The sequence below is a fragment of the Bianquea renquensis genome (assembly GCF_014384895.1).
GTDB classification, from domain to species: Bacteria; Bacillota; Clostridia; order Lachnospirales; family Bianqueaceae; genus Bianquea; species Bianquea renquensis.
Map to the genome: position 1 here is coordinate 15,936 of NZ_JACRSQ010000020.1, position 18,655 is coordinate 34,590.

At 51.4% G+C, this 18,655-nt stretch carries 17 protein-coding genes; 5 read left to right on the plus strand and 12 right to left on the minus strand.

The features are described 5' to 3' along the window. Nucleotides 1-2: 2 nt before the first annotated feature. The 8 genes from rimI to H8730_RS12545 all read right to left on the minus strand — a co-directional run bounded on the left by rimI (nucleotide 3) and on the right by H8730_RS12545 (nucleotide 6,347). Nucleotides 3-446, minus strand: coding sequence for a ribosomal protein S18-alanine N-acetyltransferase (rimI, locus tag H8730_RS12510; protein ID WP_177718826.1), 444 nt, complete (start codon nucleotides 444-446; stop codon nucleotides 3-5). Next, nucleotides 443-1,162 (minus strand): tRNA (adenosine(37)-N6)-threonylcarbamoyltransferase complex dimerization subunit type 1 TsaB, encoded by a 720-nt coding sequence (tsaB, locus tag H8730_RS12515; RefSeq protein WP_177718824.1) that lies wholly within the window; start codon nucleotides 1,160-1,162, stop codon nucleotides 443-445. The genes rimI and tsaB overlap by 4 nt, the downstream gene beginning before the upstream one ends. Beyond that, a complete protein-coding gene (tsaE, locus tag H8730_RS12520) occupies nucleotides 1,159-1,596 on the minus strand; it encodes a tRNA (adenosine(37)-N6)-threonylcarbamoyltransferase complex ATPase subunit type 1 TsaE (protein WP_177718822.1) in 438 nt (145 codons plus the stop codon). The genes tsaB and tsaE overlap by 4 nt, the downstream gene beginning before the upstream one ends. Before the next feature lie 3 nt (nucleotides 1,597-1,599). Further along, nucleotides 1,600-3,132, minus strand: coding sequence for a L,D-transpeptidase family protein (locus tag H8730_RS12525; protein ID WP_177718820.1), 1,533 nt, complete (start codon nucleotides 3,130-3,132; stop codon nucleotides 1,600-1,602). Between the two features lie 291 nt (nucleotides 3,133-3,423). After that, entirely contained in the window at nucleotides 3,424-3,882 is a 459-nt protein-coding gene (locus H8730_RS12530; protein WP_177718818.1) for a hypothetical protein, read from the minus strand. A gap of 56 nt (nucleotides 3,883-3,938) precedes the next feature. Beyond that, nucleotides 3,939-4,448 carry an acyl-CoA thioesterase gene (locus tag H8730_RS12535; RefSeq protein WP_177718816.1) on the minus strand — a complete coding sequence of 170 codons (510 nt, stop codon included), beginning with the start codon at nucleotides 4,446-4,448 and terminating at the stop codon, nucleotides 3,939-3,941. 13 nt (nucleotides 4,449-4,461) lie between these two features. After that, nucleotides 4,462-5,259 (minus strand): aldo/keto reductase, encoded by a 798-nt coding sequence (locus H8730_RS12540; protein WP_177718837.1) that lies wholly within the window; start codon nucleotides 5,257-5,259, stop codon nucleotides 4,462-4,464. A gap of 110 nt (nucleotides 5,260-5,369) precedes the next feature. After that, entirely contained in the window at nucleotides 5,370-6,347 is a 978-nt protein-coding gene (locus H8730_RS12545) for an aldolase catalytic domain-containing protein (protein WP_177718814.1), read from the minus strand. A 282-nt stretch (nucleotides 6,348-6,629) separates the two neighbouring features. On the opposite strand from H8730_RS12545, the gene H8730_RS12550 reads away from it, so the two are divergent. Continuing rightward, entirely contained in the window at nucleotides 6,630-7,199 is a 570-nt protein-coding gene (locus tag H8730_RS12550) for an RNA polymerase sigma factor (RefSeq protein WP_177718812.1), read from the plus strand. Continuing rightward, a complete protein-coding gene (locus H8730_RS12555) occupies nucleotides 7,196-8,920 on the plus strand; it encodes a PepSY domain-containing protein (RefSeq protein WP_177718810.1) in 1,725 nt (574 codons plus the stop codon). Before H8730_RS12550 ends, H8730_RS12555 begins: the two co-directional genes overlap by 4 nt. 167 nt (nucleotides 8,921-9,087) lie before the next feature. On the opposite strand, the gene upp is transcribed toward H8730_RS12555, so the two are convergent. The 3 genes from upp to H8730_RS12570 all read right to left on the minus strand — a co-directional run bounded on the left by upp (nucleotide 9,088) and on the right by H8730_RS12570 (nucleotide 11,670). Continuing rightward, entirely contained in the window at nucleotides 9,088-9,717 is a 630-nt protein-coding gene (gene upp, locus H8730_RS12560; RefSeq protein WP_177714035.1) for a uracil phosphoribosyltransferase, read from the minus strand. Nucleotides 9,718-9,877: 160 nt separating this feature from the next. Further along, the gene (locus H8730_RS12565) at nucleotides 9,878-10,393 is read right to left on the minus strand and encodes a hypothetical protein (RefSeq protein WP_177714034.1); all 516 of its coding nucleotides are present in this window, start codon (nucleotides 10,391-10,393) and stop codon (nucleotides 9,878-9,880) included. 5 nt (nucleotides 10,394-10,398) lie between these two features. Next, entirely contained in the window at nucleotides 10,399-11,670 is a 1,272-nt protein-coding gene (locus tag H8730_RS12570; protein WP_177714033.1) for an adenylosuccinate synthase, read from the minus strand. Between the two features lie 286 nt (nucleotides 11,671-11,956). Between H8730_RS12570 and H8730_RS12575 the strand changes: the two genes are divergently transcribed. The 3 genes from H8730_RS12575 to H8730_RS12585 all read left to right on the plus strand — a co-directional run bounded on the left by H8730_RS12575 (nucleotide 11,957) and on the right by H8730_RS12585 (nucleotide 15,158). Further along, nucleotides 11,957-12,625: an adaptor protein MecA gene (locus tag H8730_RS12575; RefSeq protein WP_177714032.1), complete on the plus strand. Its 669-nt coding sequence runs from the start codon at nucleotides 11,957-11,959 to the stop codon at nucleotides 12,623-12,625. A 188-nt stretch (nucleotides 12,626-12,813) separates the two neighbouring features. Further along, the gene (locus tag H8730_RS12580) at nucleotides 12,814-14,256 is read left to right on the plus strand and encodes an FAD-dependent oxidoreductase (RefSeq protein ID WP_249289880.1); all 1,443 of its coding nucleotides are present in this window, start codon (nucleotides 12,814-12,816) and stop codon (nucleotides 14,254-14,256) included. Next, complete coding sequence (locus H8730_RS12585) at nucleotides 14,253-15,158, plus strand: tocopherol cyclase family protein (RefSeq protein ID WP_177716403.1); 906 nt, start codon at nucleotides 14,253-14,255, stop codon at nucleotides 15,156-15,158. Before H8730_RS12580 ends, H8730_RS12585 begins: the two co-directional genes overlap by 4 nt. Before the next feature lie 99 nt (nucleotides 15,159-15,257). On the opposite strand, the gene carB is transcribed toward H8730_RS12585, so the two are convergent. Continuing rightward, nucleotides 15,258-18,479, minus strand: a complete 3,222-nt coding sequence (gene carB, locus H8730_RS12590) for a carbamoyl-phosphate synthase large subunit (protein ID WP_177716405.1) — start codon at nucleotides 18,477-18,479, stop codon at nucleotides 15,258-15,260. Nucleotides 18,480-18,655: the final 176 nt, after the last annotated feature.

Consider the following 18,655-nt stretch of genomic DNA (forward strand, 5'->3'; position numbering starts at 1 on the left):
TCCTACCGTTTTTTCCACATGATATTGGCATCTTCCCTCGGCTTCTCATAGTATCCAGGCCGAATGCCCGCCGAATAGAATCCATGCTTTTCATACAATGCCTGGGCGGCAACATTGCTCATTCGGACCTCCAGGGTTACATATTGAATTCCCAGGCTCTCGCACCAGACATCAAGGCCCTGCAAAATCTCAGAGGCCACACCTGTACGCCGCCATCTTTGACTGACTGCGATGTTGGTGATATGCGCCTCGTCAAAAATTTGCCAAAAGCCTCCATATCCAATGATCTCTCCTTCTGCCTCCGCAACAAGATAATGTGCCCCATGGTTCCCTGTCAATTCATGCGCTAGGGCCTCCCGGGACCAGGGCATGGAGAAACATGCCTGCTCTAGCTGGGCCACCGCTTCCACATCCTCCAGCGTCATCGGCCGAATTTGATAGATCATGGGAGCGCCTCTCGCTGCAATCTCGCTTCTCTCTCCCGCTCCGCCTGCGGCTTTCGAAGATAGACCAGCTCTATGTCATCGCCACGGACGGGCAACATTCCTTCCCGACAATGCGCCAGCGCCAGCGCTGCCGCCGCCCCCGCGCGCAGATATCGCAGATGAGGCGGCGCTACCTTTACCCGCGGACCCAGCGTTTCCCTAAGCCTCTCTCCATAGGGAGGAATACCATCCCCTAATACAACACAGGGACCTTCCTGCTCCCCCAGCCGCTGAATCAGGTCTTCAACTGTCAACACAGCAGCCTCCTGGACACACCCCAGCGCGTCATCCTTCCGGCGATACAGCGCCGCATAAACCTGACCTCGCCTTGCATCCATAATCGGAACGAGTAGCTCATCGGCTAAAACCGCTCCATAGGCTAATACCTCTAAGGTCGGCAGCGGCATCACGGGAATATCCAGACCAAGAGCTAAGCCTTTTACTGTGGCAGCACCGATTCTAAGCCCTGTGAAGGAACCCGGTCCCACTGTCACCGCCAGCATATCTAAGTCATTCGGCTCTAGCTCCGCCTGGCACATTACAGATTGAACCATAGGCATTAACGTTTCGGAATGGGTCAGCTTGCCATTGATCATCTGCTCCGCCATCAGCATCTCATCCCTCTGCACCGCCACACTTGCCACTTGGGCTGATGCCTCGATTGCCAGTACAATCACTGGTCTTCCCCTCCCTGTATGGTAATTTTTCTGTACTCCGTTCCCTTGGATAGATCCTTCTCAATATGAAGCCATTGCGCCTCCTTTGGGATATGCTCTGAAATCTGATCTGCCCACTCAATCAGACAAACGCCGCCTCGGTCCAAATACTCTTCAAACCCAATGTCCCACAGCGCCTCCCCATCTTCCAGGCGATATACGTCAAAATGATACAAGGGCAGTCGGCCACTGTATTCATGGAGAATGGTAAAGGTGGGGCTGACAATATCCTCTACAATGTCGAGGCCAGCCGCAATCCCCTTTGCTAAAGCGGTCTTTCCTGTACCCAGATCCCCTGTAAGACAGAGGATATCCCCCGGTTTAGCCTGTTTCCCCAGCCTTACACCCAGCTGATACGTGTCGTTTTCTCGATATGATTGAACAATTTGTTCCATGTCTCACGCTCCAGTTTCTTCTGTTGAGTCCGAGGGTTCCACGCCTTCCCCCTGGCTCTCCTCGGGCTCCGGCTTGCTTTCTTCCTCCAGTGTGATCACAGCAGTCTGCGCCGCTTTTGTTCCTACAACCTCATATCGAACGGTATATCGATTTCCTTCGCAGTTCTCGATTACCGCCTCGACTGCGGCCTGCTGTCCCTTATCGCTTCCTTGGATGTGTGACACCTCCGTCACCTGTGCTTCAGAGGTCACGGTTCGATCCTCCACGCCTGTCAATTCCCCATAGTGGTCACGCTCAATCGTCTGTTGCAAAGTCTGCGTCAGGCCATTCTTGTCCGTCGCCGTGTACAGCACAACATAACTCCAGGGCGATTGGGCCTCAACCGCAGCGGTAAAGGATTTGATTCCGCTTTTATCACTGGCCTCCGCCATTTTCAGCGCCATATCCTCATTGAATTCTTCCAATTCCTCTATGAAAACGCGATTCATGGTGATCACCGGATAAACCGTATCCTGAACCGTAAACGTAGCCTGGGCTGTCGCCGTGCTCCCTGTGATATCTGTCACGGTATACGTCACGGAATAGGTTCCCAGTGTATTGGCATCCACTAAGCCGGATACCTCGACGGAATCCGTAATGTCATTGCCACATTTATCCAACCCTTTCACACCGGACATCACATCGACGCTTCCGCCATACTCGATGGTTCTGTCTGACACTCCCTTGAGCGACGCTTCTTTTAATTTCCACGGGTTGGCAGGATCCGGGTCCGTGGGATCCCATCCTGTCCCAGAAGGAAGCTTCAAAGCGGATGGCTTGCCTAAAGGGCCCGGATTTGAATCATTATAGATGATCACCGTAGTCCCCTTAGGGCAATTGTCCAAAATCCATTTGGCATCGATGGTCGTGAGACGGACGCAGCCAGCGGATGCCGTACTTCCCAACTTATTATAGTAATTCCATTTAAGTGTCGTATTGTCCTTCTCTTTATAGGGAACCGAGTGAAACAAAATGTGCCCTGTTATGCGTGTCGAATATTGTCCCCATACGTCGCCGTCCAGAATCTTCCACCGATACCGGTCGCTGGTCTTAAAGGTGCCCAGCGGCGTCGCTGAGCCAGTTGAACAGACCATGGCCTTGACAGGAATGGTATACTCATCCTTTTCATCGAGTCCATATATGGTTACGCAGTTCATCTTTTTATTGACCTTGATGATGTATGGATTTTTCTTCTGAACCGGCTCCGCAGGGGCTGACGATGACTCCTGCGAACTTTCCTCTTCCGATTCTTCGACTTCCGATGTCTCCTCCAATTCCGAATCCTCTCCGCTGTCCTCCAGGAGCTCATCCTCCTCTGAGACCGGCTCCAGACTCGATGATTCCACGACGGAACTGCTTTCCATCCACTCCGATTCCGAAGACTGAATGTCACGGGAATCGCCTTGATTCGTACCGCCACAAGCTGTAAAAAAGATTAGGGGCATCAAGATCCCAAGGGCGATGACCCATCGTTTCCAGTTTTTTATATTTAGCATTCTCTGCACCTCTTATCGCTACTTCTCTCAGGGTCTTAGTATATCACGAATTGGTAGGAATCGCAATTCTTAGTTTCCTCCGATTATAAAAAAGTTCGCGTTCCGCGAACTTTGGAAGAACCTCCGGTTCTTCAGAATTGCGTCCGCCTCCTGGCTCCCTTCCTTTAGGACAAAAAAGTTCGCGTTCCGGCGGCCTTCCTTTAGGTAAAAAATAGGCCACATTTTGACATTCTCTGTCAAATTGTAGCCTATTTTTGCGAAAAACCTATTTCCTGGGAAATAAATGTCATTTTATTGGTAATACGCCTCATCAACAATGGAAAAGCAAATGATAGGCCTCATCATGGAATCAATGCCCTCTTCAGACGCCTCGAAACAGATTCCCGGATAGCCTGGTATCACATAAACACCGCCATCGTCTTTAATCTCACCCGTCACATTCAAGACATCCTGTACACTGGAACCCAGCCCAACACCTCGAAACCGCCCCTTAAAATCGTCATAGACGGAGATGCGGTGCACATAATCCTTTTTCTTGTCCATAGTAAACATCATGTTGGATGTCGTGATGATCACCGTGTCCGGATCCGGAGATGTTGTGATATATGCCTTTCTCCTGCGAGACAAATACTCTTTAACATGCTTCGACGTCCAGCCGATCTGCGCTTCATCCAATGACTGTCCTGGCAAAATCTCAATCTGTTCCGCCATCTTCTCATTGAGAAGATCCCGTCTCTCTTCCAAGTCCATAGAAAAAACCTCCTTCAAACAAACCTCGAAGGTAGGATTTCCAGAACTGTAGGATTTCATTCTTCCCGAAATGATTTGATTCCCCGGAGATTCTGATTTTTTCTCCGATGAATGATCTCATGCCGTTTTTTCCCCTCTTCATAGAGTTTGCAGGAATATGCATCCTCCGGGTCGATCTCAATGGGAGGAACCTTCTGGGGCCTTCCGTTGGCGTCCAGAGATACCATTGTAAAAAATGCGGTTTGGGCAATGAAGGACTCCTGTTCATCGATCAGGTCCTCCACCTCCACCATAACAAAGACCTCCATAGACGTATTGCCGGTATAGATCACCTGTGCCTGACAGGTTACCAGTTGCCCGATGGTAACCGGCTTGTGAAAGATAAGCTCATCCACTCTCGCGGTGACCACGTTGCTGCGCGCATATTTCTGGGCCGCTACACCAGCCGCGCTGTCCATCATCTTCATGATCTCGCCGCCGTGGATTTTCCCGCCGGGATTCGTCTGGTTCGGCAATACCATCTGGGCCAGCACGGCTTTGCTGCTTTGGGGTGTGTGTGCTTTCATAAGTTCCTCCCTTCTAAAAATTGAAATGATCCGGATCCGATCCGCTTCTCTCCCCGCGGTCGAGCTGAAGAATCCTCTTCATGTCCAGCGCCGATAATTCAAAATCAAAGATCCCCATATTTTCTTGCATACGGCACTCCGAGGATGACTTGGGAATCGTGACGACTCCCATCTGCAAATCCCAGCGCAGAATGATTTGCGACGGCGTTTTACCGTAGGCTTTTGCCAATTCCACAATCAGAGGCTCGCTCAACATCCGTCCCCGCATAAGGGGGCTCCAGGCCTCGTACTGAATCTGGTGCTCCCGACAGAACGTCAGAAGTGGCTCCTGAACTAGATATGGATGAAATTCGATTTGATCCACCATAGGCGCGATCTCACAGTCTGCCATAAGCTCTTCCAGATGGTGCCGATGAAAGTTGGACACTCCGATCGCCTTCGCCCGTCCTTCCTTATAGATGCGCTCCAATGCTTTCCAGGATTCATTCCGCAAGGGTTTAGGCCAATGAATCAGGTACAGATCCACATACTCCGTGCCCAAACGCTTCAAAGATTCCTCAAAGGCCCGAAGCGTCTTGTCGTAGCCGTGTTCAGTATTCCAGAGCTTGGTCGTCAAAAAAATTTCTTCCCTGGGAACGGCACTCTCCCGAATCCCCTGTCCAACTCCCTCTTCATTGTGATATGCCGCCGCCGTATCGATATGCCGGTAACCCATCTCGATAGCGGCTAAAACAGACCGTTTGGCCTCGTCCGTTTCCATTTGCCATGTCCCAAACCCTAACATTGGCATTTGCTTTCCATTGGATAGCATAGCGCAGGAATGAATATCCAATCTCACAACCTCCTTCGGTGTGCTTCCAGTCTTTTATTATATCCCATCGCTGTAGAAAAAATGTGGCAGATCGATAGTGCGACAGCGGATTAATAATTTTCCAACAAATATTTATAGAACTCCGAATAATCAGTGCGTTTTTTTGCAGTGAAATCAATGGCCTCACGGGGATGGCAGTTTAATTGGCCCGTAAACATATATTGGAGATCATACCCCCAGGAAACCCCCTGTTCCTTCAGGGGAAGCATATAGTTTTCGATGAAGAGCAATAGATTGTAAAGGTTATATTTCGGATTTTTTAGAAAGCCAAGGAGGAGTTCCATCGGGCAATTTCCCGCGCCTCGCCCCATGCCCTGTGCCGTAGCATCGAGATACGAGACGCCGTAGGACATGGTTTCGATCGTGTTGGCAAAGGCAAGATTTTGATTGTTGTGTGCGTGAAACCCAACTTTCTTCCCCGTCTTTTCCGCGGCGGTGAGATATATCTTCGCGAGTTCCGACGCATTTTCTGGGTACAGCGACCCAAAGCTGTCGACGAGATACATCACATCGACGCTGGAAGCTGTGATCATTTCCAATGCCTGCTCCACCTGATCCAAATTGGCCTGTGAGATTGCCATAATATTGCAAGTCGTCTCATAGCCAAGATTGTGTAAGTATTCGATCATTTCAATGGCCGCAGGTATCTGATGGATATAGCAGGCGACACGGACCATATCGATCACACTCTCGCTTTTAGGCAAGAAATCGGTTTTGAAATCGCATCGCCCCACATCTGCCATAACAGCAATTTTCATATCCGAGATATTGTCGCCAACAATGGCGCGGATATGGTCTTCATTGCAGAATTTCCACTTTCCAAAGTCACTTTCACGGAACATATTTTTGCTCGCCTTGTACCCAAATTCCATATAGTCTACGCCGCATTTAATGTTTATTTTATAGAGTTCTGTCACGAATTCGTCCGTAAACTCAAAATTATTGCAAAGTCCGCCGTCCCGTATCGTCGCGTCAAGGACTTTAATGTCATCCCTGACTCCCATCAAACTGCCTTTTCTTGATGTCATCGTTTTATCTCCTATACTATACTGTACTTTGATTTTAAAAGTATTATAGCACCGCGACAGCGGTTTGTCAAAACTTCCATCCCATCATGGTTGCAGGCGCAGAATCCTTCTTGAGTATTTTTCCAAATCGTGCTACAATTAAACTGTAGATGAAAGCGGAGGTTCCTTTCTACATGCATTCGGTCCGCCCAAGGCGGATTTTCCAATCGGACAAAAAAAATTTTTTTCCATGCAATATTGTACCTTCCTCACGCATTATTCTATTGACAGGAGAAGACAGCTATGGTTATGACGTCATCAGCACATTCGAACAGTTCGCCGCGGCGCGCCTCTGTCGAGGAAGCCCTGCTCTTCCAAATTGCCTCCGGAAGCAAGGAAGCGCTTGCCCAGCTTTACGCAGAGACCAAATCCGCGGTCTATGGCTTTGCCTTGTCTATTTTGAAAAACAGTCACGATGCGGAGGATATTATGCAGGAGGCGTATATTCGCATTTACGCCAATGCCCACACTTATAAGACGCAGGGGAAACCTTTGGCTTGGATCTTGACTATCGTTCGCAATCTCGCGCTCATGAAACTTCGAGAGCAAAAACGAGTCACCACCCTTCCACCGGAGGACTGGGAGATTCCCGATGTCACCCACGGACCGGATGATACCAAGCTCCTTGTCAGCGCACTCCTGAACCGGTTGACCGACCAAGAGCGGCAGATTGTCATACTTCACTCTCTGACAGCGCTTAAACACCGAGAGATCGCCGCACTGCTCGATCTTCCACTCCCGACTGTCCTTTCAAAATACCATCGTGCTTTAGAGAAGCTAAAAAAATCCATGAAGGAGGAGGATCCTCGATGAAGGACCGTGATATTGAAAACAGACTGGCAACTTACGTACAACAGACCACGCCCGACGTTCTGGACTCCGTCCTTCAGCAATGCGATGAGCAGGAAGGAAGAGTGTTACCTATGTCCAGCATACAGAAAATCAACCACCATCCTAAAAAGCGCACCTGGCGTATTGCCCTGAGCGCTGCCGCTGCCGTATTCATTCTGGCGACGGGACTCATTATGGGATATCAATATCAATCCCTGCACCGCGTCGATTCCATCGTAGAGATCGACGTCAATCCCAGCATTGAGCTTAAAATCAACCGGCAAGAAAAAATACTCTCCGCCACTCCACTCAACACGGACGCGGATGTTATCTTAGATGGAATGGATCTAAAGGGCGTGGACCTGGATATCGCCCTCAACGCCCTGATCGGCTCCATGCTTAAAAATGGATATGTGAATGAACTGAGAAATTCCGTTCTGATCTCAGTGGAAAATGAAGACGAAGCCAAAAGTGCCGCCCTCTCCCAGCGCTTGACAGAGGAGGTCAACAAGCTTTTGGCCGACAGCAGCATTCAGGGTGCTGTCTTGAGCCAAACCCTCACGGGCACGGAGGATTTAGAGCAGCTTGCGCAGACCTATGGGATTTCCTTGGGAAAGGCCGCTGTAATCCAACTTTTGGTTGAGCAGGATCCCTCCCTGACCTTTGAGGACATGGCCAACCTCTCCATCAATGACCTCAACTTGCTGCTCTCCTCAAAAAATGCGGATCTCAACAAGATAACGTCCGTCGGCGATGCAAGCTCTGGCGCGTATATCGGAGAAGAAAAAGCCAAATCCATCGCCGTTGAGCACGCACAAGTATCCCTTTCGGAGGCGGCATTTCAAAAAGTCGAATTGGACTACGAGGACGGGCGCGTCGTCTATGAGGTGGAGTTTTCCAGCGCCGGAACGGATTATGAGTATGAGATCGACGCCGCGGAAGGAACCGTTCTCAAATATGAGAGGGAACAGAAACGCACTGCCAACTCCACCAACTCCAGCACATCCCAGAGCTACATCGGGGAGGAGGACGCCAAAATGAAGGCGCTAACCCATGCGGGGCTCTCGTCTTCTGACGTCCAGTTTGTCAAAGCAGAGCTGGACATCGATGACGGAAAGGCCCACTATGACGTGGAATTTTACAGCGGCACTACAGAATACGACTATGAGGTCGATGCCTATGACGGCACGATTCTAAAATTCGACGCGGATGTGGAGAACTTTACCATTCCCACCAACGACAGCTCCGCCTCCTATCTTGGCGACGCCAAGGCCAAAGCCGCCGCCCTACAGCACGCCAATCTGTCGGAGGGCGACGTGACCTTCACTAAGGTCAAGCTGGACCACGACGACGGTCGGATGATCTATGATGTAGAATTCTACAGCAGCAGCGGGGACTACGAGTATGAAATCGACGCCTTCAGCGGCGCAATTCTGGAATGGGATTGTGATGCGAAACATTCCGGCCAGAATGACGCTTCGTCACCAGACTATATCAGCCAGGACCAGGCGAAATCCATCGCGCTGGAAAAGGCCGGTCTCTCCGACTCCGCGGTTACCTTTTATAAAGTGAATCTGGATTACGACGATGGAAGGGCCCTCTATGAGCTGGAATTCAAAAGCGGGTCTATGGAATATGAGGCGGAGATCGACGCTGTATCTGGGGCTATTCTTGATTGGGACAGCGAGAGGGACGATGATTAGCGCCATCAAGAAACGCAAACTTTGGAAGAACCTTCGATTCTTCGGAATTGGATCCGCCTCGCGGCGGTCTCTTCTAAGGATCAATAAGAGGGCTGCCACGCCGTGGTCAGCCCTCTTTTGCTTATTCCTGCGAGGTCGCCACTGCCCTGCGGTGCCGCCTCCTCTTTTTATTTCGTCCCAAACAGTCGATCCCCTGCGTCGCCAAGTCCCGGTGTGATGTACCCGCGCTCATTCAACTCTTTATCATAGCCCACAGTGAAGATCTCGATATCTGGATGGACGGCCTCGACCGCCTTGATTCCAGGCTCCGCCACCACCAGACACATAACCTTGATATTCTTTACGCCGCGGTTCTTCAAGAGGTTGACCGCCGCGATGATAGAGCCGCCTGTGGCGCACATGGGTTCCGTGATGATCACCGTCCGCTGCTCAATATCCTTCGGCATCTTGAAATAATATTCCACCGGTGTCAGCGTCTCCTCATTGCGGTATAGCCCCACATGTCCCACCTTTGCGGCCGGAATGACTTCCAGCACGCCATCAACCATTCCTAAGCCAGCCCGCAGAATAGGGACAATCGCCACCGTTTTGCCGCTCACAATCTTCGATTTCATTTTTGCGATGGGTGTCTCTATCTCAATCTCCTCGAGAGGAAAATTGCGGGTAACCTCATAGGCCATCAAAATCGCGATCTCCTTGACGATGTTGCGAAAATCCTTGGAACAGGTGTCCTTCGAGCGCAGCAGCGTCAGTTTGTGTTGTAACATGGGATGGTCCAATTGTGTGACAATCGACATGCCAATGCCTCCTTAAGTGCTGGATAGATTCTTTCTTCTGTCTATCATACAACGTATCGCGCGCGCATGTCAATATAAATTGGCAAAAAACCTCGAATTTCCGTCACCGTTTCGTCGGTATAAATCCCTCCACAGGGCGGAGCTCAGCGGAAATCCTGGATCATCCCCGCATCGTAAGCCGGGCAAACTTGGCTAAATCCTTAGGCCGGTACGCCCGAAAGATATCCGCCACCTGCCGTTCAAATGCCTGTGGATCGAAGGGCCTCTTTTCTTCATCCTCCAGCATTCCCCGCAGCTCCCGAGAAAAACGGGTGTTCATGCGGATGAGCCGGTGTGCAGCCAGAGTGTTATCCACACAATCCACCAAAAACGCATCCAGGGAATACCCCTGCCCTTCTTCGAGATCGGGCAGCACCTTCTTTCTGTCCGTCAAATGAGTGCTATAGGCTGCGTCCGCCCAATTCAGGGAGCCAATCTTGGACAAAAATAGCAGCACCCCTCGCATATCCGCCACTGCCAGCTCAACTTTTCCGTTGGTAAACTCCGCTATCTCTTCCTCCGTTGGCCTTTGATACCGATAGATCAACATCATGGTATAAGGCTCTACTGAAAAGACCGCTCCCTCCTCTTCAACCCTCGGCAGTGGAAAAGGCCGTCCCACTTGAAATTCTTGCACCTTCGTCACCTCATAATCGTCTGTTCTCGCCCTGGTCCGACTCCGATCATCGTCACTGGAATCTGACAAATCTCCTCAACTCTCGCAACAAACCGTCTGGCTGCCTCTGGCAGCTCTTCGTAGGTCTTACAAAAATCAAGCTTTCCCCATCCCTCGAACTCCTCATAGATTGGCTCGCAATTTGCCAAATCCTCCAGGCTGGCAGGAAAGTCAACGATCGCACTCCCATCTTTTTTATATCCTGTGCAGAGCTTCACCACCGGCATATTGGCACATACATCTAACTTGTTGAGCGCTATGGACTCCAGTCCGTTGGCCCGCACAGCCAGACGTCCCATTACGCCGTCAAACCAGCCAACTCTGCGGGCAAGGCCCGTGGACATCTCATATTCATTGCCCCGGTCGCGAAGCTCCTGCGCTTCACCGCCAAATAGCTCCGTGGGAAAGGGACCCTCGCCGGCACGCGTGATGTAGGCCTTCATGACACCAAGGGTGTGATGAATCATTGCCGGTCCAATGCCCGCCCCGATGCACACACCTCCTGCTGCTGAATGGGACGACGTCACATAAGGGTACGTCCCCATTCCCACGTCCAGCATCGTGGCCTGAGCGCCTTCAAAGATCACCGTCTGCCCACTCTGAATCGCCGTATACACCAGCAAGCTGGCATCGGCCATATAGGGTTTCAGGGTCCTTCCGTATTGCAGATATTGTTCAACAACCGCATCCGCATCCACGGTTTCAATCCCGCCATAGACTTTGGTGATGTAGCGGTTTTTAATCTTTACATTTTCTTTGACTTTATGGGCAAACTCATCAGGGTGTAGAAGATCACATACGCGAAGCCCGATGCGCTCCACCTTGTCCATATAACAGGGTCCAATGCCTCTGCGCGGCGTTCCCAGATCCTCGCGTCCTCTGGCCGCCTCCATCAGCGTGTCTAAAATCTTATGGTAGGGCATGACCAGGTGGGCTCGAAGGCTGATTCTCAAATTCGAGAGGCTGACACCTCGCTCTTCCAGCTGCCGCATCTCCGCAAGCAAATCCTGCGGATCGATGGCTGTGCCATTCCCTAGGACACATGTTACATCCGGGTACAGAATCCCCGAGGGGATCAGTCGAAACTGATAGATCTGATCCTGTACGGCTACTGTGTGCCCCGCGTTATTGCCTCCTGCCGTGCGAACAACCATCTGCGCAGAACTTGCCAACCTGTCGATGATTTTCGCTTTTCCCTCGTCACCCCATTGGGCTCCGATGATAGCCGTACTCGCCATCCTCAACACCTCCGCATTTTAGGTTCCAGCCCACAAAACGACTTTCGTGGATTGGTTTTAATCATACTACAAAGTGATTTGGAAATCAAGTGATTCTTTCCCTTTCGACGGCATTCGCCTCTCAAGGGGTCGCTGCGCCTCTTTTCTTCAAGATAAGTTCAGAAAAATGACACAAATTCACTATTTACAAACACCTATAAACCCAGTATAATACAGTAAAGAAAAGGTATATTTTTCTTTCCCGGCGTAACTTCGGGTTCACCTCACATAGAAAGGGTTGGTGAATATGAAAGCAGAAAGAATCAACAAGAACCAAATACGGTTTACATTGAATAAAGCGGATTTACAGGAACGCCAGCTCAAGGTTACGGAGTTGGCCTATGGATCTGACAAGACGAAGGCGCTGTTTGACGATATGATGCATACGGCTTTGACTGAGTTTGGCTTTGATTTTTCGGAGAAACCTCTGATGATCGAAGCGATCCCCATCTCGGAAGAAAGTCTGATGATTACAGTTACCAAGGTGTCCGGCCAGAACGACCTTGCGGCACTCTTTGGACTTCCCGAGACCGCCAGCGCTCCCAAACCGAAAACCATGTCCGCGCCCTTTACTCCGTCATCGGAATTCGACCCGGCTGATCAGACAAAGGGCTCTGAACAGCATTTCATCTATCGCTTTACCGATTTCTCCCTGCTCTGTAGGGCCGCCGCATTGGTTCCCGATTCCATGCAGTTAAAGAATCAATTGTATAAGGATGAGGCCAAGGGAATCTACTATCTTGCCGTGCGTTTCACCAAGACCAGTGGAAAAACGCGTTTTGTTCTGACGATGCTGGGTGAATATGCGACGGACATCTGCGATGCAGACCTGATGAGTTCCTACTTGACAGAGCATTGCCGTCTTCTCATCAAGACCCGTGCATTACAGAAATTATCCGCGGTGGAGCACAGCTAAGGGAACCTACAATCCGCTTTGCACTGTGGTTTTGCCCAATGGGAAAGTCCGCCGTAGGGCGGACATAATCATAAGTTCGCGTTCCGCGAACTTTTTTATTGCGAAAAAATCTGAATGTGGGCAAAACTTGAGTAATTTCATAAAAAATGCGTATCCTACCTTCTATCATCCTGTAGGAGGCATGCGAAATGAACTCAATCTGGGATTCAACTGTTACAGTCCCAACATACCCAGCTCTACATCAAAATATAACCGTTGACGCCGCAGTCATTGGCGGTGGAATCGCGGGACTTCTGATCGCCTATCAGCTTGAAAAAAGGGGGATCCATGCAGTGGTCCTGGAGCGGGACCGCATTTGGGGTGGACAAACCCATGACACAACCGCCAAAATCACAGCACAGCACGGAATATGCTACCATCCGCTAATCCAGAATTATGGAGAGGAAAAGGCCGCACAGTACGCAGCTGCCAATCAAGCTGCGATCCATGAATTTCGAACCCTCATACAAAAGGGCAACATTCCGTGTGAGTGGGAGGAAGTTCCATCCTATCTCTATACAACCATGGACGAAGCCCTTTTAGAGAAGGAAGCTCTTGCCGCTGCCCGTGTTGGCCTTGACAGCCGTTTTACCACGGACACTTCCCTACCCTTTCCCATTAAAGCGGCCCTCTGCTTTCCCGGGCAAGCCCAGTTCAATCCGCTTTTATTTTTACAGGCGCTCCTCCCGTCGCTGACGATCTATGAAAAGACACCTGTGCTATCCATTGAGAAGCAGGCCGTCTCCGTGCCGGGTGCCACTGTGCAAGCCCGCCATATCATCCTGGCTTGCCATTACCCCTTTCCTCGCTGGCCCGGTTTCTACTTTCTCCGAATGCACCAAGAGCGGTCCTATGTGCTGGCTTTGCGCGAGGCGGACCAGGTGGACGGAATGTATTACGGCATTGACAGCGACGGCCTCTCCTTTCGAAATAGCGGTTCTCTTCTGCTTTTGGGCGGGGCGGGTCATCGGACTGGGAAACGGCTCGATCAGAATCCGTATCAGCAGCTCTGGCGGCAAGCGCAGCTGCTATACCCTAACTGTGAACAGGCCGCACGCTGGTCCGCCCAGGATTGTATGCCACTGGACGGTATCCCGTATATCGGTACTTTTTCTCCAACTAGACCGAATTGGTACGTCGCAACGGGCTTTCATAAGTGGGGGATGACGACCTCCATGGCCGCCGCTATGATCCTGACAGGCATGATTCTGGGCGAACCGCCTGCCTACAGCGGCGTGTTTTCTCCGCGCCGCTTCTCCTTAAAGGCCAGCAAACAAAATTTGAAGGAGGATATCCGCGTCTCCGTCAAATCTCTCAGCCGACAATTCTTCACTGGACCTAAAAAGTCTGTGGATGATCTATTGCCCGGACAAGCTGGAATTGTACGGCTCGGTGGCCGCAAGGTGGCGGCTTACCGGGATGAATCCGACAGACTCTATCACATAAGCGCAAAATGTCCACATCTCGGCTGCCAGCTGGAGTGGAATCCGGCGGAGCGCTCCTGGGACTGCCCCTGTCATGGGTCCCGGTTTGACTATACTGGCAAACTCCTCGACAGCCCGGCAAAATCAAATGTAGGAGGCCAATCATGACCCATTTCCACGGCACTCGAAGAAAGCGAACCTATTTTGAAGGCTGGTATCTCAAACAGCAATGCGGGCCGTACAGCCTGGCGCTCATCCCCGCCTATCACATCGACGAGTATGGCAATCCATCCGCATCGATCCAGATCATAACCCCCGACGGCTCAGATTTCGCCGCCTTTGATTCTGGCTCTTTTGCCGCGCGAAAGGACCGCTTTTGGGTTCGAATCGGGAAAAATGTTTTTTCAGAGCAAGGGATGAAGCTGGACCTGGCGACCCCCCGGTATAGGATTACAGGGCAAGTCCGGTTCCACTCCCTGACGCCTCTCTCGTATTCTGCCATGGGCCCCTTCTCGCTCCTCCCCTTTATGCAGTGCAGCCATGAGGTGCTAAGCCTTTGCCATACGGTGGAGGGCACTCTTCTGCTGAACGGCAAGCCCCTGGTATTTCACCGCGGGATCGGATATATTGAAAAAGATCGGGGAACATCATTTCCCAGCCAGTATTTCTGGACTCAATGCAATCAATCCGCAGGCGGAAGCCAGAGTATTTTCATGTCAGCGGCCCACATCCCCATAGGAAAGTTCTCGTTCACCGGAACCACCTGCTGTATCCTCTATGGCGGCCGCCAGTATCGACTGGCCACGTATCTGGGGGCCAAAGTGCTACGCCTGCGCCCTCAAACCGTCATTGTCCGCCAAGGGAAAAAATATCTTCGGGCCGATGTGCTTAAGGTCGCGCCCCACCCTCTACAAGCTCCTATGCGGGGCGGCATGTCCCGCAGTATCCAGGAAAGTCTCTGCTGTCAAGTGCGGTATCGGTTTTATGCCGGATCCCATCTATTGCTGGACGAGGTATGCCAAAATGCCAGCTATGAATATGTCGCCCCAGACAGGGAACCAGCCAAATAACTCCTTCTTCCAGCGGATTTTAGAGGAAAAATGAAACGCCCTGCCGGTTGGCCCAGATATACATCTGTGTCGCCAAGACAGGGCGTTTTATATAGGGATTTATTTGTCCTGAATCTCCTTGTGGAACTGCTGTAGCGGCTTTACGCTGAGACGGCTAGCCCTCTTCACAGCTTTGATTCCCTCCACAGTGGCTTTCGCCGCCGCCATGGTGGTCATATAGGGAATCCTTCCTTTAATCGCAGCCTTACGGATATAGCTGTCGTCCGTAGCGCTCTTCTTCCCGATGGGCGTGTTGATGATCAGGTCAATCTTTTTATTGGTGATGGCATCCATGATGTTCGGCCGCCCCTCATTGAGCTTGGCAATCTTTTCACAGGGGATCCCACCAGCCACAATGGTCTCATAGGTTCGCCCTGTAGCCATAAGCGAAAAGCCACACTGGTAGAAGTCTCGGGCCACATCCAGAACCTCCGCCTTATCTCTATCGTTGACGCTGAGCAGGAGGGTTCCTTCCAGGGGAAGCCGTGTCTGCGTCGCCTCCTGGGCCTTAAAGAATGCCTCCCCAAAGTTCTCGGATATGCCGAGGACTTCGCCGGTGGAACGCATCTCTGGCCCTAAGACCGGATCGACCTCCTGGAACATATTGAAGGGGAAGACGGCCTCCTTCACACCGTAGTGGGAGAAATGCTTTTCCTTTAATGCCGGCACAGGCGATGGACGCCCGGTTAGATGGGCGGTCATGATATCTGTGGCTAGCTTCACCATCTTAATATTGCATACCTTCGACACGAGAGGAACTGTGCGGGAGGCTCTTGGGTTCGCCTCTAGCACATATACGGTGTCGTCCTCAATGGCGTACTGCATGTTCATCAGGCCAACGACATGCATTTCTTTCGCGATACGGCGGGTATATTCCTTGATGGTGTCCACCTGATCCTGGGTAAGATTCATGGAGGGCAGGATACAGGCCGAATCCCCGGAATGGACGCCGGCCAGCTCAATGTGCTCCATCACAGCCGGAACGAACACATTCTCCCCGTCGCTGATGGCATCCGCCTCGCACTCCGTGGCATGGTGTAGGAAGCGGTCTATGAGAATGGGGCGATCCGGCGTCACGCCCACGGCTGCCTTCATATAATACGTCAGATCCTCGTCATCGTGTACAATCTCCATGCCCCGGCCTCCCAGCACATAGGATGGACGCACCATAACCGGATACCCAATTTGGTTGGCGATCGCCACGGCTTCTTCCACATTGACCGCCATCCCCGACTCCGGCATGGGAATCTTCAGCTTGTCCATCATGTCACGGAACAAATCCCGGTCCTCCGCCAAATCAATGGTCTCTGGCGTCGTTCCCAGAATAGTGACGCCAGCTTTCTTCAAATCCGAGGCTAGATTCAGCGGCGTCTGCCCTCCAAATTGAGCGATGACGCCCACCGGCTTCTCCTTATGGTAAATGCTCAGGACGTCCTCCAGTGTCAGCGGTTCAAAATACAGCTTATCCGAGGTATCATAGTCCGTGGATACCGTCTCTGGATTGCAGTTGACAATGATCGTCTCAAATCCAAGTTCTTTCAGAGCAAATGCGGCGTGGACGCAACAATAGTCAAACTCAATGCCCTGGCCGATTCGATTGGGACCGCCGCCCAGGATCATAACCTTCGGCTTGTCCGTGTTGACGGGACTTTTGTCCTCGATGTGATAGCTAGAATAATAGTATGCTGCATCCTGGGTACCGCTGACATGGACGCCTTCCCATGCTTCCACGACGCCCTGCTGAGTTCTGGCATCCCGGATGGCCTCCTCCGGAACGCCGAGAATCTGACTCAGATACTTATCGGAAAATCCGTCCAGCTTCGCCTGTCTCAGCGCAGCCGCCGGCGGCACACTCCCTCGATACTGCTTGAGCGACTCTTCCTCCTCAACCAGCTCTTTCATTTGTTCGATGAAGTACCGCTTGATCTTCGTCAGCTCATACAGTTCCTCCACCGTGGCACCCTTTCGCAATGCTTCATACATAATAAATTGCCGCTCGCTGGTGGGGACGCAGAGCATCTTCAACAGTTCTTTTTTTGTCTTATCGGCAAAATCCTTGGCGCCGCCCAGGCCATATCGACCTGTCTCCAAACTCCGGATCGCCTTCTGAAATGCTTCTTTATATGTCTTGCCGATGCTCATGACCTCACCGACAGCCCGCATCTGCGTTCCCAGCTTATCCATGGAACCCTTGAATTTCTCAAAGGCCCATCGTGCAAACTTGATGACGATATAGTCTCCCCCTGGAACATACTTGTCCAAAGTGCCGTACTTTCCACAAGGTATCTCATCCAAAGTCAGCCCACTGGCCAGCATAGCTGACACTAGCGCGATGGGGAATCCTGTGGCCTTAGACGCCAGAGCGGAAGAACGGGAGGTTCGGGGATTGATCTCGATCACAACGACTCGGTCGCTCACCGGATCGTGGGCGAACTGTACGTTGGTCCCCCCGATGACCTGGATCGCTTCCACAATCTTGTATGCCTGCTCCTGTAACCGCTGCTGCACTTCCTCTGAGATGGTCAACATGGGAGCTGAACAGAATGAATCCCCTGTATGTACGCCTAGCGGATCGATATTTTCAATAAAGCATACGGTGATCATGTTATTCTTTGCATCGCGGACGACTTCCAATTCTAGCTCTTCCCAGCCTAAAATCGATTCTTCCACCAGGACCTGGCCCACCAGGCTCGCCTGTAGACCTCTAGCGCATACCGTCTTCAATTCTTCCACATTATAGACGAGACCGCCGCCGGCTCCTCCCATGGTATAGGCTGGGCGAAGCACCACAGGATATCCAAGCTTGTCCGCAATGGCCAGCGCTTCCTCCACCGTGTAGGCCACCTCGCTTCGCGCCATCTCAATTCCCAAGTCATTCATCGTCTTCTTGAACTCGATGCGGTCCTCCCCGCGCTCAATGGCGTCAACCTGCACCCCGATGACCTTCACTCCGTATTGGTCCAATACTCCGGCGGATGCAAGCTCAGAGCAGAGATTCAAGCCAGATTGTCCTCCTAGGTTGGGGAGCAGCGCATCCGGCCGTTCCTTCTCAATGATCTGGGTCAGCCTCTCCAGATTCAACGGCTCAATGTAGGTCACATCCGCCGTCTCCGGATCCGTCATAATAGTTGCGGGATTGGAATTGACTAAAACGATCTCATATCCCAACTTCTTCAAAGCCTTACACGCTTGTGTCCCCGAATAATCAAATTCACACGCCTGTCCGATGATAATCGGACCCGAACCAATAATCAGTACCTTGTGAATATCTTCTCTCTTCATACTCTGCTTCTACCTCACACCTCATATGATCTACGCCGCTGCCGGCGGACGGCTTCCCCCGCTCTTTTTTTTAAAAGAATCCGGGCTCAGCCGATACGCATAAAAATCGTTTGCTTTTGTCTTCAGTTAAATTGTATTCTACATGATTTAACCAGACAATACAAGAGTTTTTCCTC

Bases quoted from the DNA above. Each gene is read 5' to 3' on its own strand.
- rimI (WP_177718826.1), bottom strand. From the start codon at position 446: ATGATCTATCAAATTCGGCCGATGACGCTGGAGGATGTGGAAGCGGTG.
- tsaE (WP_177718822.1), bottom strand. From the start codon at position 1,596: ATGGAACAAATTGTTCAATCATATCGAGAAAACGACACGTATCAGCTG.
- H8730_RS12525 (WP_177718820.1), bottom strand. From the start codon at position 3,132: ATGCTAAATATAAAAAACTGGAAACGATGGGTCATCGCCCTTGGGATC.
- H8730_RS12530 (WP_177718818.1), bottom strand. From the start codon at position 3,882: ATGGACTTGGAAGAGAGACGGGATCTTCTCAATGAGAAGATGGCGGAA.
- H8730_RS12535 (WP_177718816.1), bottom strand. From the start codon at position 4,448: ATGAAAGCACACACACCCCAAAGCAGCAAAGCCGTGCTGGCCCAGATG.
- H8730_RS12540 (WP_177718837.1), bottom strand. From the start codon at position 5,259: ATGCTATCCAATGGAAAGCAAATGCCAATGTTAGGGTTTGGGACATGG.
- H8730_RS12545 (WP_177718814.1), bottom strand. From the start codon at position 6,347: ATGACATCAAGAAAAGGCAGTTTGATGGGAGTCAGGGATGACATTAAA.
- H8730_RS12550 (WP_177718812.1), top strand. From the start codon at position 6,630: ATGGTTATGACGTCATCAGCACATTCGAACAGTTCGCCGCGGCGCGCC.
- H8730_RS12555 (WP_177718810.1), top strand. From the start codon at position 7,196: ATGAAGGACCGTGATATTGAAAACAGACTGGCAACTTACGTACAACAG.
- upp (WP_177714035.1), bottom strand. From the start codon at position 9,717: ATGTCGATTGTCACACAATTGGACCATCCCATGTTACAACACAAACTG.
- H8730_RS12570 (WP_177714033.1), bottom strand. From the start codon at position 11,670: ATGGCGAGTACGGCTATCATCGGAGCCCAATGGGGTGACGAGGGAAAA.
- H8730_RS12575 (WP_177714032.1), top strand. From the start codon at position 11,957: ATGAAAGCAGAAAGAATCAACAAGAACCAAATACGGTTTACATTGAAT.
- H8730_RS12580 (WP_249289880.1), top strand. From the start codon at position 12,814: ATGAACTCAATCTGGGATTCAACTGTTACAGTCCCAACATACCCAGCT.
- H8730_RS12585 (WP_177716403.1), top strand. From the start codon at position 14,253: ATGACCCATTTCCACGGCACTCGAAGAAAGCGAACCTATTTTGAAGGC.
- carB (WP_177716405.1), bottom strand. From the start codon at position 18,479: ATGAAGAGAGAAGATATTCACAAGGTACTGATTATTGGTTCGGGTCCG.